The sequence below is a fragment of the Pseudomonas sp. J452 genome, assembly GCF_024666525.1.
Lineage (GTDB): Bacteria > Pseudomonadota > Gammaproteobacteria > Pseudomonadales > Pseudomonadaceae > Aquipseudomonas.
In genome coordinates, this window is sequence record NZ_CP088294.1 from 3,808,616 (window position 1) to 3,825,689 (window position 17,074).

General features: G+C 66.0%; 15 protein-coding genes. 2 read left to right on the forward strand and 13 right to left on the reverse strand.

Annotated elements, in window-relative coordinates; all coding sequences use genetic code 11:
* The first annotated feature begins 151 nt into the window (after positions 1-151).
* Entirely contained in the window at positions 152-958 is an 807-nt protein-coding gene (locus LRS11_RS17235) for a TatD family hydrolase (protein WP_260494115.1), read from the forward strand.
* Here the strand turns inward: LRS11_RS17235 and LRS11_RS17240 are convergent, their stop codons facing one another.
* The 7 genes from LRS11_RS17240 to LRS11_RS17270 form a co-directional block, all read right to left on the reverse strand.
* Positions 959-1,756, reverse strand: coding sequence for an acyl-CoA thioesterase II (locus LRS11_RS17240; protein ID WP_260494116.1), 798 nt, complete (start codon positions 1,754-1,756; stop codon positions 959-961).
* A gap of 97 nt (positions 1,757-1,853) precedes the next feature.
* On the reverse strand, positions 1,854-2,633 hold the full coding sequence (locus tag LRS11_RS17245; protein ID WP_260494117.1) for a CHAD domain-containing protein: 780 nt from the start codon (positions 2,631-2,633) through the stop codon (positions 1,854-1,856).
* A 90-nt stretch (positions 2,634-2,723) separates the two neighbouring features.
* Positions 2,724-4,712, reverse strand: a complete 1,989-nt coding sequence (locus LRS11_RS17250; protein ID WP_312026979.1) for a DUF3488 and transglutaminase-like domain-containing protein — start codon at positions 4,710-4,712, stop codon at positions 2,724-2,726.
* Complete coding sequence (locus tag LRS11_RS17255; RefSeq protein WP_260496943.1) at positions 4,709-5,665, reverse strand: DUF58 domain-containing protein; 957 nt, start codon at positions 5,663-5,665, stop codon at positions 4,709-4,711. Before LRS11_RS17255 ends, LRS11_RS17250 begins: the two co-directional genes overlap by 4 nt.
* 2 nt (positions 5,666-5,667) lie before the next feature.
* On the reverse strand, positions 5,668-6,585 hold the full coding sequence (locus tag LRS11_RS17260; RefSeq protein WP_260494118.1) for a MoxR family ATPase: 918 nt from the start codon (positions 6,583-6,585) through the stop codon (positions 5,668-5,670).
* A gap of 80 nt (positions 6,586-6,665) precedes the next feature.
* A complete protein-coding gene (locus LRS11_RS17265) occupies positions 6,666-7,274 on the reverse strand; it encodes a flavin reductase family protein (protein ID WP_260494119.1) in 609 nt (202 codons plus the stop codon).
* A gap of 4 nt (positions 7,275-7,278) precedes the next feature.
* Positions 7,279-7,563, reverse strand: a complete 285-nt coding sequence (locus LRS11_RS17270) for a hypothetical protein (RefSeq protein ID WP_260494120.1) — start codon at positions 7,561-7,563, stop codon at positions 7,279-7,281.
* A 201-nt stretch (positions 7,564-7,764) separates the two neighbouring features.
* Here LRS11_RS17270 and LRS11_RS17275 point away from each other — a divergent pair, with 201 nt between their 5' ends.
* A complete protein-coding gene (locus LRS11_RS17275) occupies positions 7,765-8,772 on the forward strand; it encodes a patatin-like phospholipase family protein (RefSeq protein ID WP_260494121.1) in 1,008 nt (335 codons plus the stop codon).
* Positions 8,773-8,820: 48 nt separating this feature from the next.
* Here the strand turns inward: LRS11_RS17275 and LRS11_RS17280 are convergent, their stop codons facing one another.
* From LRS11_RS17280 to kdpF, 6 genes are all read right to left on the reverse strand, one after another.
* Entirely contained in the window at positions 8,821-9,513 is a 693-nt protein-coding gene (locus LRS11_RS17280) for a response regulator (RefSeq protein ID WP_260494122.1), read from the reverse strand.
* A gap of 102 nt (positions 9,514-9,615) precedes the next feature.
* A complete protein-coding gene (locus tag LRS11_RS17285) occupies positions 9,616-12,267 on the reverse strand; it encodes a sensor histidine kinase KdpD (RefSeq protein ID WP_260494123.1) in 2,652 nt (883 codons plus the stop codon).
* Positions 12,264-12,839, reverse strand: coding sequence for a potassium-transporting ATPase subunit KdpC (gene kdpC / locus LRS11_RS17290; RefSeq protein WP_260494124.1), 576 nt, complete (start codon positions 12,837-12,839; stop codon positions 12,264-12,266). The genes LRS11_RS17285 and kdpC overlap by 4 nt, the downstream gene beginning before the upstream one ends.
* A gap of 155 nt (positions 12,840-12,994) precedes the next feature.
* Positions 12,995-15,055, reverse strand: coding sequence for a potassium-transporting ATPase subunit KdpB (gene kdpB, locus LRS11_RS17295; protein ID WP_260496944.1), 2,061 nt, complete (start codon positions 15,053-15,055; stop codon positions 12,995-12,997).
* Between the two features lie 12 nt (positions 15,056-15,067).
* Positions 15,068-16,768, reverse strand: a complete 1,701-nt coding sequence (kdpA, locus tag LRS11_RS17300) for a potassium-transporting ATPase subunit KdpA (protein WP_260494125.1) — start codon at positions 16,766-16,768, stop codon at positions 15,068-15,070.
* A gap of 8 nt (positions 16,769-16,776) precedes the next feature.
* Positions 16,777-16,866 (reverse strand): K(+)-transporting ATPase subunit F, encoded by a 90-nt coding sequence (gene kdpF, locus LRS11_RS17305; RefSeq protein ID WP_260494126.1) that lies wholly within the window; start codon positions 16,864-16,866, stop codon positions 16,777-16,779.
* Positions 16,867-17,074 lie beyond the last annotated feature (208 nt).

Below are 17,074 nucleotides of genomic sequence, written 5' to 3' on the forward strand. Positions count from 1 at the left end.
GGGGGCGCGGAGAGTGTCACAGACACCCGATGCTCGCCACTCGAAGCTGGTAATCAACTTGAAATATCATAAATAACCCAATGAAATTATTGGCTTTATTGATAAATATCGAGCTCTGCTATGCTGCCCGGCGCAGCCCGGAGGTAGCACCATGCAACTCATCGACATCGGCGTCAATCTGACCCACCCCAGCCTGGCCCGGCAACGTGACGAAGTGCTCGCTCGCGCCCAGGCTGCCGGCGTGTGCCAACTGGTCCTGACAGGCACCAGCCTGGAAGAAAGCGAACAGGCCCTGGCCTTCTGTGAAGAACTGGACGGCACTGGCCAGCGCCTGTTCAGCACCGCCGGCGTACACCCGCACGATGCCAGCCAGTGGAACGCCGACAGCAGCCGTCAGTTGCGCGCCTTGCTGGCGCAAGCGCCGGTGCGCGCGGTGGGCGAATGCGGGCTGGATTTCAACCGCGATTTCTCCCCTCGCCCGCTGCAGGAAAAAGCCCTGGAGGAGCAGCTGGCCCTGGCGGTCGAACTGCAGCTGCCGGTGTTCCTCCATGAGCGCGACGCCAGCGAGCGGCTGATCGCCATCCTCCGCGAGTTTCGCGACCGCCTGCCGGCGGCGGTGGTGCACTGCTTCACCGGCGAGAAAACCGCGCTGTACGGCTACCTCGACCTCGACCTGCACATCGGCATCACTGGCTGGATCTGCGACGAACGCCGCGGCACTCACCTGCACCCGCTGGTGCGCGAGATCCCGGCCGGGCGGCTGATGCTGGAGAGCGATGCGCCGTTCCTGCTGCCACGCAGCCTGCGGCCCAAACCGAAGAGCGGGCACAACGAACCGGCGTTTCTAGGCGAGGTGTTGCGTGAGGTCGCCCTGCACAGAGGCGAAAGTCAGGAGGCGCTGGCAGCGCATACTACTGCCAGCGCGCGGGCATTCTTCGATCTGCCGCTAATCGATTGATCAGCCGAACACCGTCACCGTCTGCCGGCTGAGGGCCAGCAGCTCGCCCGAGGGGCTCCACAGGCCGGCGGCGATATGTCCGTAGCCATCGCGAGCATGTTCGATCTCGGCGCGGTACAGGCACCAGTCGTGGGTGGTCAGCTTGGCCACCGGCTGGACGAACTCGATGGTCCAGGTCAGCGAGCTGCCCGGGGTCGGCGTCTTCAGGTGCGATAGCGGGATCGGCGGCCAGGCATCGACCAGGGCCAGCAGGTGGGTCTCGCTGATCTTGTCGTAGGACACATCGCTGCGCAGGCGTACCCAGCCGCCCATCTCGCGCGAGGTGTTGCCGCTGAACGGCATGCCGCCCAGGCCCCAGCGCATAGCCAGGAAACGGGTGAACTCGGGGGTGACGCCGGCGATGTAAGGCAGCTCCTGGCACTCCTCCACGGGCTTCATCGCCGGCGCTGGCACGGCAGGAACATCGATTGCCGACGGGCGCGAGGCACCAAAGCTGCCCTGCATCAGGGCCACCACTTCACCGTTCTGCACCGCGCGGCCCAGCACCTGGCTGACCGCCTTGCCTTCACGCAGTACTTCGACCTCGAACGCCACCGCCTCGCCCATCAGCAGCGGACCGACAAAGGTGATCGACAAGGAACGCACCGGGCGCCCGGCCGGCACCTTGGCGCGCATGGCTTCATAGATCATCGCCGCGACCAGGCCACCGAACGTGGCCCGGCCCTGGCCCCAGAGCGGCGGCACTACAACGTGTTGCGGGCGGTTATGCACCGCCTGGATCAGTTCAGCAAAGGTCATGCAGCAGTCTCCTGTTATCTGTGCAACAGCTTAGGAGAAAAGCGCCCTGCTGCGGGAGGGGCGTTCTAGACAATTCAGCCGCGAAATTGCCGTCTATTCAGTCTTGCTGCGGCACTGCCGGAAAGTGTTCGCACAGTGCCTGCAAGGCCTGGTCGGCCTGTTGTTCGGCTTCATCCAGTTGACGCTGCCAGAGCGCGGCACAAGGTTGCAGGTCAGGCTCACTGGGCAAACGCGCCAGCCATTGCAGGTGATCGTGCCAATCGCCCAGCGCGCCCTGGGCCAGGCGCAGGCCACTCAGTGCGCTGGCCGAGAGGTCGCTACGGCGTGGATAGGCCTCGGCGCAGTAACGCAGACGCTTGATCAGCAGGCGCAGGCGATGGCGGTCATGGGCCGGATCGCGCAATGCCGCCGCCAGTTGTTGCGCCTGGCTCGCCAGGTACTTGCACACGCGCTTTCGGCCCACCTGCCACTCGCCCTTGCCGACGGCCTCGCGACAGTTTTCTGGCCAGTCGTCGAGGAGGATGAACAGGCGCTGCAAGGCCAGACTGTCGAGCAAGCGGACGTAACCTGGCGCCAGCTGGTTGCGCCGCTGCCGCGCCAGGTGGTCATAACCCAGGCGCTGCAGCTCGCCGGCCAGCACTTCGAGGTCGCGCAGCGGCCCGCTGATTTCCCCGAGCGCGGCGGCGGCCTGTTCCAGTTGCGCGCAAAGCGCCTGCCGACGCAGTGGGCGCAACAGGCTGCGCAGCTTGCGCAAGGCGATGCGCAGGTCATGCAGGGCTTCGTCGTCCGTCTGTGCCTGCAAACGAGCACAACAGGCATAAAGCCGCACCTGCAGGCTCAGCACCTGGCTTTGCAGCTTGTTCAGTAATTCCGTCACTCTGCCCTCCCTGAAAGCATTTGCTCGCAGCCGTGGCCATTTTGCCGCTGCTGCCGTGAGCAGCAAGTGGCCAATGGTCGCACGCTTGCTTTAACTAACGTGGCTCCTGCGCCAAGGCAGCACGCGGCGCAACTGGCGCAACGCTGCACGCAACTCGTCAGGCGCACTGGGCTGGCCGGCATAGCGCTGCGCCTCGTAGATCCGCGCAAAGGCCTGGATGGCCTCGGCCTGGACCGGCAACTGGCGCGCCGCACGCAGGGCAAAGGCGCGCATGCCTTCACCGCGCTGGCGGATCACTGCGTGGCGCGCCAGGGCCCGCTCGAAACCGCGTAGCAAACGCTGTTGTGGATCGCGCTCGCGGCGCCAGGGTTTGAACAGCCAAAGCGCTACCAGGCCCAACAGCAGCCCACCACTGCCGACCAGAGCCAACGCCAGACGCTGCCAGTCGAGGGTGCCGAACCAGCGCTGCAACAGGTGCAACTGCTGCTCACCGCGGTAACCGAGTACCCAGCGCTGCCAGCCGTAGTTGATGTTGTCCCAGGTCAGGCGCAAGTCGTTCAGCCAGCCGACATCGCGATAGCGCAGCAGCGACAGTGGCGACTCTTCGAGGAAGCTCTGTTCCTCGGCGAGGGCCTGTTCCAGGCCCAGCTCGATACGTTCGGGCGCCACCTGGAAAGTCGGATCGACGCTGATCCAGCCCTTGCCGTCCTGCCAATATTCGACCCAGGCATGGGCGTCGAACTGGCGCACGGACAGGTAGTTACCGGCCGGATTCAGCTCGCCGCCCTGGTAACCGGCCACCACCCGCGCCGGAATGCCGGCCGCGCGCAGAACGAAGGTCATGGCGCCGGCATAGTGGGCACAGAAGCCCTTGCGCGTGCGAAAGAGGAACTCGTCGATACTGTCGGCGCCTACCGGCGGCGGTTTCAGGGTATAGCCATAGGGTTCGCGGTTGAAATGCTGCAACAAGGCCGCGACCAGCGCCTCGTCCTGCTCGTGCTTGCCGCGCAACTCATCGGCCCAGGCGCGGCTGCGCGGATCGCCCTGCGCGGGCAGTTGCAGGGCACGCCGAGCCACTCCAGGCGGGAGCTCTGCCTGACGCAGCGCCTGCGGCCAGGAAGTGACCTGATAGAGCAGGTTCTGCACCACTGGCTGGCGATTCTCCAGGCGGAAGTCGCTCATCTGGCGCACACCGTCCTGATTGCTCAGGCCGACGTCCAGGGCGAACAGCCAGGGCTTGCCACTGGGCTGCATGACGATGCTGTAGTCCAGCGCCGGGCCTTGCTGGCGCCAGTCGGCACCGCCAATCTGTTTAGCGCCCTCCGATTGCGACCAGCGCCGGCCATCGAAGTGTTCCAGGGTCAGCGCGCGCCAATACAGCTCGCTGCGTTCCGGCATCGGGCTGCTGAAACTGGCGCGGAAGGCCAGGGCATCGGAACGACTGAGTTCGGCGATATCGGCCGGCGCCATGCTGTCGGACAGGCCGGTAAAGGCCTTGTTCGGGTTGGGCAGGCTCCACAGCGGGCCCAGGCGCGGAAAGAACACGAACAACAGCAGCATCAGCGGCAAGGCCTGTAACTGCAGGGTGACGGCCAGCTTCAGGGTGGCCCGCGGCTGCACGGCCACCCCGCTCTGCTGCAGGCCGATCAGCGCGGCCAGCAAGGCGGTGACCGGCAACAGGCTGTACAGCGCGGCGAGCAGGCTGTCATCGAACAGGTAGGCGGTCACCACCACGAAGAAGCCGAGGAAGATCAACACCAGGGCATCGCGCCGGCTGCGCATTTCCAGCAGTTTGAGGATGAAGGTCGCCACCAGCAGCAGGACGCCGGCATCCAGGCCGATCAGGCTGCCGCGCGAGAGGAACACGCCCGCGGCGGTGGCCAGCAACAGACCGACCCGCACCAGGGTGCCTGGATAGGTGGCGCGCATGCGGAACACCTGGATGCGCCAGCCGGCGCAGAACAGCCACAGGCCGATGATCCACGGCGGCAGGTGCAACAGGTGCGGCAGGATCACCAGCACCTGGGCCACCAGCAGCCAGGTCAGGGCAATCCGCGGAATTGGTTGGATGCTGCTCATGCGGCCACCCCGTACAGGGCCAAGGCGCGCAAGCAGGCCTCGCGGTGCGCGTCGCCATAGTCCGGCGCCAACTCGCTACCGGGCAGGCGCAGACCGTAGGGCTGCTGACGATCGTCGAGCTGCAGCACCCAATGGCAGAGCAGCGACAGGCGCGCCTCCGGGTCGCCGCCAATGGCCAGGAAGTCCAGCCACAGGTCGCGCCCGGCCAGGGCGGCGAAATCCTTGACCAGCAGGCCCTGGCCGCGCGAATAGGCCTTCCAGTGCAGGCGCCGCTTGGAGTCGCCAGGCTGGTAGGTTTTCAGCCCCTGGTAATCGTCGGCGCCCTGGCCGCTGGCGCGCGAACCTTCGTCTTCCTCGTCCTGACCGGCACCGGCGGCCAGCGGCAGATCGCCTTCAAGCGGCTTGGGATAAACCAGCACCGCCTGATCCAGATCGACCCAGCTCCAGGCCACCAGCAGGCCGAGCGGGAAGCGGCTCTCCACCCGCAGGCGCCCGGGACGCAACCAGCCACGGCGCAAGGCCGGCAGGCTCAGCTCGCACTCGCGCTGGCCATTCTCCGGCACATCGAGGGTCTGTAGCTCGCCCTGCGGCCAACCCAGGCCGACGGCATGGTGAGGACTGCCAACGCTCTCCAGACGCACGCGAAAGCGCGCCTGCTCGCCGACGAACACCGCACCACTGCTGCCGGCCTTGAGCACAAGGCCGGTGAAATTGCGGTAGGTGTGCAGGATGGCGACGATGAACACTGCCGCCAGGACGAAGGTCAGGCCATAGGCCAGGCTGTTCTCGTAGTTGATCGCGGCCAGCAGCAAGAGGAACAGCATCAGGCCGAACGCCGCGCCGACCCGGTTGGGCATGATGAAAATGCGCCGCTGATTGAGCTGCACCTGAGCCGCCGGCGGAATGCGCCTGGCCACCCAGTTGCGCCAGCGCGCCTGGCCGCGTTCGCGCAGGGTCAAACCGCCGGCACCTCGCGCAGCAGCCACTGCACCAGCGAGCCGCCGCCATGCCCGGCCGGATCGGCGCGCTCACGCAGGCGATGGCCGACCACCGAGGGCAGCACGGCCTGCACATCTTCCGGAATCACGTACTCGCGGTTGGCCAGGAAGGCCCAGGCGCGCGCCGCCGACAGCAGCGCCAGACTGGCCCGCGGCGACAGCCCCCAGGCGAACTGCGGTTCGCTGCGGGTGGCCTCGACCAGACGCAGCACATAGTCGACCAGCGCATCGCTGGCGCGCACCTGAGGAATCAGCGCCTGGATCGCCGCCAGTTCGGCATGATCCAGTACAGCCTCCAGCTTCGGCAGCAGTTCGCGACGCGCCTCGCCCAGCAGCAGGGCTTTTTCCGCAGCCTTGGCCGGATAGCCCAGGGACAGGCGCATGAGAAAACGGTCGAGCTGCGATTCCGGCAAGGCGAAGGTGCCGCCCTGGCTCACCGGATTCTGCGTGGCGATGACGAAAAAGGGTTCCGGCAACGGCCGGGTGGCGCCCTCGATGGTCACCTGGCCCTCCTCCATGGCCTCCAGCAGCGCGCTCTGGCTTTTCGGCGTGGCCCGGTTGATTTCGTCGGCCAGTACCAGCTCGGCGAAGATCGGCCCGGGGTGAAAAGTGAACTGCCCGCTGTCCTTGTCGAACACCGAGGTGCCGAGGATGTCGCCGGGCAGCAGGTCGGAGGTGAACTGGATGCGCTGGAAGCTCAGGCCCAGAACCTTGGCCAAGGCATGGCTGAGGGTGGTCTTGCCCATCCCCGGCAGGTCTTCGATCAGCAAGTGCCCGCGCGCCAGCAGGCAGGTCAGCGCCAGGCGCACCTGAGGTTCCTTGCCCAACAGAATCTGGTTCACTGCGTGCAGTACGGCATCCAGCTTGGTGCGCATCGCTAACTCCTTCTTATCAGGCGCACGATGCTACTGCGCCACGTCGCTATGGCATAGCGGGCTGCAATCTTTGTTGACGATTAGGCCGGGCGTTGCAGGCTGAACAGGTCGCGGGTCCGGCAGTACTGGCTACCGCCCAGACGCCCGACCAGGTCCAGGTGCTGCGGGTCGATCCGCCCCTGCTCGTTGAGCACGCCATCGTCGATATGCGCCAGCAGCACTTCGACGAAGATCAGGTGGCAATTGGGCGTGGCCCGCGGGAACGGCTGCACCTCCAGTAGCCGGCACTCGAAGGCCACCGGCGCGCCCGCTACCCGGGGTGGACGCACCAGCATCGAAGACAGGCTGGCGATGCCGCAGTGGCTGAACTCGCTGATGCCGTGAGGCAGGTGTGCGGCACTGGCATTCATCGCCTCGGCCTGGGCGAAGGACACTAGCTGGATCACCAACTCGCCGGTGTCCTGCACATTGCGCAGGGTGTCCTTGAGCACGCCGTTGTCGCGCGTGCCGACGTTGATCATCAGACTCGGCGGATCGTCGCTGATCACCTGGAAGAAACTGAACGGCGCCAGGTTGCTGACACCCTCACGCGACAGACTGGAAACCCAGGCAATCGGCCGTGGGGTAACGGTGGAGGCCAACCAGCGGTAAGCCTCCAGTGCGCTCAAACGACTGAAATCAAGCTGCATTCAGTTAACGCCCCGCGCGCGACTCGCGGATATAAAAGCGCGCTTTCTGCGCCTTGGCCGAGCAACCTTCGAAGGCTTCGAACTGCTGCTGGGTCTTGGCGCCGGTCAGCAGTGACAACGCCTTGGAGTAGCTGACCGTACCGGCAAAACCTTCGGCCTTGGCAATGTCCAGCTCACGCCAGGCGGCATCCAGCTGGTTGGCACAGCTGTCGCGATACGCCGTCTTGCTCGCACCGGCGCAACCACTGACGAGTACGACGAGCAGCGTCAGCAAGGTGAAATTCTTCATGGGGTAAGGCTCCTGAACAGCGGATTCTTGTATGGGATGTCGTAAGCGGCGAGAAGTGCCCGAGTTTTGCTTTGCCAAGGTGCCGCCTGAGCCAGTGGAGGCTTCCAATGCTGGCTGCGCTGCCGGCAAATTCTAGCAAAGCGTTCCTTGGCGCAAGGTAGCACCAAGCGTATGGTCAGGGCATGTATGGGGGAAATGTAAATGAGCAAGAAAATAGCCCTGGTTCTCGGCTCGGGGGGCGCGCGCGGTTACGCGCATATCGGCGTGATCGAGGAACTGGAAGCCCGCGGCTATGAAATCGGCTGTATCGCCGGTTGCTCCATGGGCGCTGTGGTTGGCGGTATCTATGCGGCCGGCAAGCTCAAGGAATACCGCGAGTGGACCGAGAGCCTGGACTATCTCGATGTGCTGCGCCTGCTCGATGTCAGCTTCCGCCTTGGCGCCATTCGTGGCGAAAAAGTCTTCGGCAAAATCCACGAAATTGTCGGCGAGATCGATATCGAGAACCTCTCGATCCCCTATACGGCAGTGGCCACCGACCTGACCAACCAACAGGAAATCTGGTTCCAGGAAGGCTGCCTGCACAAGGCCATGCGCGCCTCGGCGGCGATCCCCAGCCTGTTCACTCCGGTCACCCAGGGTAATCGCATGCTGGTCGACGGCGGCCTGCTCAACCCGCTGCCGATCGTGCCGGTGGTGGCCAGCCACTGCGACCTGATCGTCGCGGTCAACCTCAACTCGCTCAACCAGAAGCAGTACCACCTGCCGGTGATCGAGCGGCCGCCTGCAATCAAAGGACGCATCGACCAGCTGATGGGCTCGCTCAGTTCTCGCCTGCCTTTCCTCAAGCGTGACAGCGACGAGGAGGAAGAAGGTGATGTGGCCGTGGAGGTCAATCCCTGGCTGGAGATCCGCGCCCCCAAAACCAAAGCGCTGGTGGAGGAAGCTGCGCCGAAATCGGCCAACACCTCCCATGTGCTGGGCAATGTCGGGCCCGCCTCGCTGCTGGAGCTGGTCAACCAGAGCTTCGAAGCCATGCAGTCGTCGCTGACCCAGTACAAGATCGCCGGCTACCCGCCGGACATCCTGATCAACGTGCCCAAGCGCGTGTGCCGCTTCTTCGAGTTCCACAAGGCGCCGGAGCTGATCATGTTGGGCCGGCAGATCGCCAGCGACACCCTGGACAAGTACGAGCGCGACCACCCGTAATCATGTGCCGTAGGGGCGCCGTGCACACCCTACGCTCGCTAGCCGACTTTACAGCTCGAGCAGCCGATAGCCGACGCCGGCTTCGGTGAGAATGAAGCGCGGCGCCGCCGGATCGTCGCCGAGCTTCTGCCGCAGATGACCGACCACCACGCGCAGGTAGTGGCTGTCCTCGACATGGGTCGGCCCCCAGATGTCCTTGAGCAGTTGCTGCTGGGTCACCACGCGACCGAGATGACGGGCGAGCATGGCCAGCACCGCGTATTCCTTGCGCGTCAGCGCGACCTCTACGCCGTCCAAGGTCACCCGCCGATAGGCGAAATCCAGGCTCAGCGGCCCACTGCTGACCACCGCCTCCTGCTGCTCACCCGCACCGGCCTGGCGCAGCAGTACGCGCACCCGGGCAAGAAACTCCTGGATGCCGAACGGCTTGGTCACGTAGTCATTGGCGCCGCCGTCCAGGGCCAACACCTTCTCGCCCTCGCTGGCGCGTACCGAGAGCACCAGCACCGGCACCGTCGACCACTCGCGCAGTTCGCGCAACACCTGCTGGCCGTCCATGTCCGGCAGACCGAGATCCAGTACCACCAGATCCGGTTTGCCCAACGCGGCCTGGGCCAGCCCTTCAGTGCCATTGGCGCCTTCCAGCACCTTGTAACCCTGGGCAGTCAGGCTGATGCGCAGGAACTTGCGGATCTGTGCTTCGTCGTCGATCACCAGGATGGTCGAGGGATTAGCGCTCATGGTCTTGGCTCATCAACGCCCGGGACTTTCCCCGGACTAAAGTCCGGGCTACCGAGCCCGCGCCACACCGTAGCCCGGACTTCAGTCCGGGGTCAGCTCGGCTCATGACTCTTCCTCCAGCAAGGGCTGCGGGTGCAGCGGCAAATGCAGGGTCAGGCTGGCGCCACGACCATCCAGGCCCTCGCCGACCGTGACGCGGCCACCGTGGGCACCCAGCATGCCCTGGCAGATCGCCAGGCCCAGGCCGGTGCCCTGGCCGCCGCGATCACCGCGCGCGGCGGTGTAAAACATGTCGAAAATCTTCTCTCGCTCATGTTCGGGAATCCCCGGCCCCTGGTCGCTGACGGAGAAACGCAGCTCGCTATCGTCCACCTCGACCGCCACGCGCAGGCGGCCCTCGCTCGGTGAAAAGCGCGCGGCATTTTCCAGCACATTGACCAGTGCCTGCTCGATCAGCGCGGCATGCACGTAGAGCAGCGGCAATTCGGCCGGCAACACGGTCTCGACCCGCAGCGGCGCCAGCACCGGGCGCAGGCGCTGCAGGGCGCTGGCGACGATATCGACCGGCGCCACCCAGTCGCGCGACAGTTTGAGGCCACCATGGCCCAGGCGGGTCATGTCCAGCAGGTTCTGAATATAGCGGTCGAGGCGCTCGGCTTCGTCTCGTGTGCCTTCCAGCAGCTCGCGGCGATCCTCCAGGGGAATCTGCTCGCCGAGGGCCAGCAGGCTGTCGATGGAGCCGCGCATGGCGGTCAGCGGCGTGCGCAGATCGTGGGATACCGAGGCCAGCAGCGCGCTGCGCAGCTCTTCGGTCTGACCATGCAGGCGCGCCGCTTCGAGGTCTTCGGCCAGCTGCGCACGCTCCAGGGCCTGGGTCAGCGGCTGGCCCAGAGCAGCGATCAGCCGGCGCTGTTCCGGCGGCAGCGGGCCACCATCCTTGGGGCTGATGCCCAGCAAGGCCAGCGGCCCCTCTTCGCCAGACAGTGGCAGCCACCACCAGCGCCCGCCCGGCAGAGTGCCGGTACCCAGCCCGGCGGGCTGGTCGTGTTGCCAGGACCACTCGGCAGCGGCACGCTCCTGTTCGGCAAGCAGGCGCTGCGCCCCTGCCTCGACCTTCCACACCCCGTCCGTGCTGCGTGCCAGCAGGCTGACTTCAACTTCCGACCACAAAGCGAACTGTTGCATCGCCGCCGTCAGCACCGCCTGGCGGTCGGTGGCGGCAGTCAGTTTGCGCGACAGTTCGAGCAGTGCAGTGGTTTCCGCCTGGGTCTGACGCAGGGCCTGCAACTGGCGGCGCTGGCGGGTGGCCAGGTTACCGGTGAGGGCCGCCATCAGCAGGAAGAACAGCAGGGTCAGCACATCCTCCTGGCGCTCGATGGTCAGGGTGAAGGTCGGCGGGATGAACAGAAAGTTGTAGGCCAGGAACGACAGCCCGGCGCAAGCCAGCGCCGGGCCCAGACTGCTGCGCACCGCCACCACCAACACGGCGGCGAGGAAGATCAGGGAGATATTCGGCAGCTCCAGCACCCGGGAAAGCCCCAGGGCAATGCCCGCGGCGCCGCCGGTGGCCAACAGCGCCAGCAGGTAATCGCGCCAGGCCAGCGGCTGGCTAACCCGCGGCATCGCTGGTGCCTGATCGACCTCGGTATCCAGCACGCTGATTTCCAGGCCCTGGCCCTTGGCCAACAGGCGCTCGGCCAAGCCGCGACCGAGCCAGCGGCGACGCAGGCGCCGCCGGCTGCGGCCGACCAGAATCAGGCTGGCGCGGCGCTCGCGGGCGTGTTCGATGAGGGTGCGGGCGACTTCGCCACCACGCAGGCTGACCACCTCGCCGCCCAGGCGCTCGGCCAGTTGCTGGGCCGCCTGCAGATTAGCCAGGCGCGTTTCATCACGCTCGCCACCGGTGTCGACATGCACCACCGACCAGGGCATATGCCGGCGTTCGGCGACCCGGCTGGCATGCCGCACCAGCCGTTCGGCCTGGGCATCGCCATCGATGCCGAGCAACAGGCGACCGCGCACGGTCGGCGCCTCCTGGCCCTGCAGGCGGTAACGCCGGTTGAGATCGGCGTCGACCCGCGCCGCAGCGGTCTGCATCGCCAGCTCGCGCAGGGCGGTGAGGTTGGTCTGGCTGAAAAAGGCATCGATGGCCGCGCGCGCCTGTTCCGGCACATACACCTTGCCCTCGCGCAGGCGCTCCAGCAGCTCGCGCGGCGGCAGGTCGATCAGCAGGATCTCGTCGGCCTCCTGCAGCACCCAGTCCGGCAGGGTTTCGCGCACCTGCACGCCGGTAATGTCGCGCACCTGGTCGTTCAGCGCTTCCAGATGCTGCACATTGACCGTGGTGTAGACGTCGATGCCGGCGTCGAGCAGCTCCTGCACATCCTGCCAGCGCTTGCTGTGACGACTGCCGGGGGCGTTGCTGTGGGCCAGCTCGTCGACCAGCACCAGCTTCGGTGGGTGGGCGAGAATGCCGTCGAGGTCCATCTCGTTCAGCGCCACGCCGCGGTACTCCAGGTGGCGCGGCGGTTGTTGCGGCAGGCCGGCGAGCATGGCCTCGGTTTCCGCGCGGCCGTGGGTTTCCACCACCCCGACGCGCAGGTCGACACCCTGGCGCAATTGCGCCTGCGCCGCCTGCAGCATTGCGAAGGTCTTGCCCACGCCGGGCGCCGCGCCGAGGAAGACTTTCAGCCGGCCACGGCCCTCACGGGGCATATCGGCCAGCAGAGCATCGGCGCGTTGCGTGTCACTCATGGAGTCGTCTCATGGAAAGCGATGGCGCGATTGTCGGCCAGCGCCAGGTTGAGCGCCAGCACGTTGACCACGGCCGGCCCCACCAGGGGTTGCTCCATGTGCTGCTCGACCAGGCGCTCCAGACTGTCCACCGGCATGCCGCGCGCCTCGGCGATGCGGGCAATCTGGAAGCGTGCCGCGGCCGGCGACAGGTGCGGATCGAGACCGCTGGCGGAGGTGGTCACCAGTTGCATGGGTACCGGCCCCTGCCCTTCGCCAAGCAGGCGCTGGGCATCCTCGGCGATGCGTTCGGCCAGTGCCGGGTTGCTCGGCGCCAGGTTGCTTGCGCCACTGGACACGGTGGCGAAAGCGGCGGCCGACGGACGTGGCTGGAACCACTCGACACCGTCGAAGTTTTGCGCCAGCAGAGCGCTGCCACGCACGGCACCTTTGCCGTCGAGCACCAGGCTGCCATTGGCCTGATCGGGGAATGCCAATTGCGCCACACCAGTAACAGCCAGCGGATAGGCCACGCCGGTCACCAGGGTCATAAAGGCCAGCACACTGAGGGCTGGGCGGATTTGCTTGAGCATGATGGATCTCCGAATTCTCAGGTTTACACCGAATCAGCACCCTCTCCCCCCATTTTTTACAGAGAGTGGGAGAGGGCTAGGGAGAGGGGCGTTGCGTTGCCAATTACCCTCTCCCCCGGCCCCTCTCCCGCAAGCGGGAGAGGGGAGCAAAAGCACTACACCAGTCCTACCGCCACCAGCAGTACATCGATCAGCTTGATCCCGACAAAGGGCGCCAGCAGACCGCCCAGGCCATAGATCAGCAGATTGCGGCGCAGCAGGCTGGCGGCATCGGCGGCCTGCACCCGTACCCCGCGCAAGGCCAGCGGAATCAACGCGACTATGATCAGGGCGTTGAACACGATGGCCGAGAGGATCGCGCTCTGCGGGCTGTGCAGCTGCATCAGGTTGAGCGCACCGAGCTGCGGGTAGATACCGGCGAACAGCGCCGGCAGGATGGCGAAGTACTTGGCCACGTCGTTGGCCACCGAGAAGGTGGTCAGCGCGCCACGGGTCACCAGCAGCTCCTTGCCCACCTGCACCACGTCGAGCAGCTTGGTCGGGTCGGAGTCGAGGTCGACCAGGTTGGCGGCCTCGCGGGCGGCCTGGGTGCCGTCGTTCATCGCCAGGCCAACGTCGGCCTGAGCCAGCGCCGGGGCGTCGTTGGCGCCGTCGCCGCACATGGCGACCATCTTGCCTTCGGCCTGCTCGGAGCGGATGCGTTGCAGCTTCTTCTCCGGCGTGGCTTCGGCGATCAGGTCATCGACGCCGGCTTCGGCGGCAATCGCAGCAGCGGTCAGCGGGTTGTCGCCGGTCACCATCACGGTGCGGATGCCCATGGCGCGCAGTTCGGCGAAACGCTCGCGGATGCCCGGTTTGACCACGTCCTTGAGGTGGATGGCGCCCAGCAGACGCGCATCGCCGGCCACCAGCAACGGCGTACCACCGCTCTGGGCGATCTTCTCGATCTCGCGGGCCAGCGGTGCCGGTACCTCGTCACGGCTCATGCCCAGGTAGTTGAGCACCGCATCCACCGCGCCCTTGCGGTAGCTGTGGCCGTTCCAGTCGGCACCGGACAGGCGCGTCTCTGCACTGAAGGCAATCGACTTGATCGCACTGCGCTCCGGTTCCTGCATCGGGCTCAAGGCCCGCAGGTACTCGACGATCGACTTGCCCTCGGCGGTGTCGTCGGCCAGCGAGGCCAGTAGCCCAGCTTCCGTCAGATCCTTGCCGGATACGCCGGGGGCCTTGATCATCGCGCTGCAACGGCGGTTACCGAAGGTGATGGTGCCGGTCTTGTCCAGCAGCAGCACATGCACGTCACCGGCGGCTTCCACCGCGCGGCCGGACTTGGCGATCACATTGAGGCGCACCAGGCGATCCATGCCGGCGATGCCGATGGCCGAGAGCAGGCCGCCGATGGTGGTCGGAATCAGGGTCACCAGCAGCGCCACCAGGTACACCAGCGGCAGGTCGCCACCGGCATAGCGGGCGAACGGCTGCAGGGTGGCCACCACCAGCAGGAAGATCAGGGTCAGGCCGATCAGCAGGATATCCAGCGCCACTTCGTTGGGCGTCTTCTGCCGCTTGGCGCCTTCGACCAGGGCGATCATCCGGTCCAGGGTCGACTCGCCGGGGTTGGCGGTGATCTGCACCAGCAGCCAGTCGGAGACCACGCGGGTGTTGCCGGTCACGGCCGAACGGTCGCCACCGGACTCGCGGATCACCGGTGCGGATTCGCCGGTGATGGCCGCCTCGTTGACCGCGGCGATGCCTTCGATGACTTCGCCGTCGCCGGGGATCAGCTCGCCGGCCTCGACGCGGACGATATCGCCGCTGCGCAAGCTGCTGGCCAGTACGGTTTCGAACTGCTGGCCCTTCTGCCGGCGCGCATTGAGCCCCTGGCTGCCGGCCTTGAGGCTGTCGGCGCGAGCCTTGCCGCGCCCTTCGGCGAGTGCCTCGGCGAAGTTGGCGAACAGCACGGTGAACCACAACCACAGGGCAATCTGCACGGCCAGGCCGGTAGACACCTGTGGGTTGGGGATAAAGCACAGCACGGTGGTCACCACGGCAGTCAGTTCGACCACCAGCATCACCGGTGAGCGCAGCAGTTGGCGCGGATCGAGCTTGACGAAAGCCTGGCGCAGCGCCGGCTGCCACAGCGCGGCGAGGGAGGTTTTCGGCTGTTGCTTGGCGTCTTTCAGCGCCTGTTTATGCGGTTCGGTACGGGCATTCATCATGGTTCTCCCTTAGAAGCCCTGGAACAGGGTCAGGTGCTCGGCGATCGGGCCCAGGGCCAGTGCCGGCAGGAAGGTCAGGCCGCCGACCAGCAGGATGGTCAGGGTCAGCAGGGTGACGAACAGCGGGCCATGGGTCGGGAAGCTGTTGCTGCCCACCGGTGCGCGCTTCTTCGCCGCCAGGCTGCCAGCGATGGCGAGGATCGGCAGGATGTAGCCGAAGCGGCCGATCAGCATGGCCAGGCCGATCATCAGGTTGTGGTACGGCGTGTTGGCGCCGAAGCCACCGAAGGCCGAGCCGTTGTTGGCCGCGCCGGAGGTGTAGTTGTAGAGAATCTGGCTGAAGCCATGCGCGCCTGGGTTACTGACCGAGGCAGCCGGGCCAGGCAGGCTGGCCGCCAGGGCGCCAAGCACCAATACGCCAACCGGCATTACCAGCAGGGTGGCGACCAGCAGGCGGACTTCGCGAGCTTCCAGCTTCTTGCCGAGGTATTCCGGGGTGCGGCCGATCATCAGGCCGGCGAGGAACACCGCGATCAGGACGAACAGCAGCATGCCGTAGAGGCCGGCGCCGACACCGCCGAAGATCACCTCGCCGAGCATCATGTTGAACATCGGCACCATGCCGCCCAGGGCACTGAAGCTGTCGTGCATGGCGTTGACCGAGCCGTTGGACGCCGCGGTGGTAGTCACCGCCCACAACGCCGAGGCCGTGGTGCCAAAGCGGCTTTCCTTGCCTTCCAAAGAGCCGCTCTGCTCAATCGGCAACGCACTCAGCGCTGGGTTCGGCTGATGCTCGGCATACAGGGTGCCGCCCAGGCCGACGCTGAACAGAATCAGCATGCAGGCCAGCAGCGCGCGGCTCTGGCGCAGGTCCTTGACGTAGTGGCCGAAGGTGAACAGCAGCGCCACCGGGATCAGGATGATCGAAGCCACCTCGAACAGGTTGCTCCAGGCCGTGGGGTTCTCGAACGGGTGCGCCGAGTTGACGCCGAAGAAGCCGCCACCGTTGGTGCCGAGCTGCTTGATGGCAATCTGGCTGGCCGCCGGGCCGAGTGGGATGACCTGATCGGCACCCGACAGGGTGTGCGCCGTGACGTACTCGAGGAAGGTCTGCGGAACCCCCTGCCAGACCAGGAACAGCGCCAACAGCAGACAGAACGGCAGCAAACCGTAGAGCGTGGCGCGAGTCAGGTCGACCCAGAAGTTGCCGACGCTGTTGCTCGAACGCCGCGCGATGCCCCGGCAGAACACCACCAGCACGGCCAGGCCAACCGCCGGGCTGACGAAGTTCTGCACGCCCAGGCCGACCATCTGGCTGAAGTAGCTGAGCGCGGCCTCGCCGCTGTAGGCCTGCCAGTTGGTGTTGGTGACGAAGCTCACCGCGGTGTTGAACGCCAGGGTCCATTCAAGACCCGGCAACCGCTGCGGATTCAGTGGCAACACACCTTGCAGCAGTAGGATGGAGAACAGTGTCAGCAGGCTGGCCAGGGTGAAGGCCAGCAACGCCAGGCTGTAGGTTTTCCAGTCCTGCTCGGCCTGGCTGTCGATGCCAGCCAGGCGGTAGCAGAGGCGTTCGACGGGCTCGAACACGGGGCTCAGCAGGGTCTTCTGCCCTTCCATCACGCGGAACAGGTAGCGCCCGAGAAACGGTGCCGGCAGCAATACCAGCACGAAGAAGGCCAGAATCAGCCAGTAGTCGTGGATTTGCATGGCGCCTCCTAGCTACGTTCGGCGCGCAGCAGCGCGACCAGCAAATAAATGAAAAGTCCCACGGCCATAGCCAGGGACACCCCGTCGAGAATGCTCATGTGTGTGCTCCTTGTTGCGGTGACTACCGCCTTGGACGAATTCTCGGCAGGAAGGCCGTAAAGGAACGAGTGCCGGCCCCGCGGCGCGGCATAAAGAAAGCGTAAAGAAGCGCTTTACGCCGGCCTTACCGGCTTTGTATCGAGCTCGATACAGGCCAGACATGTTGTCGATACGCGGGCCCGCCAGCATGGCGACGGGCGGCGCTGG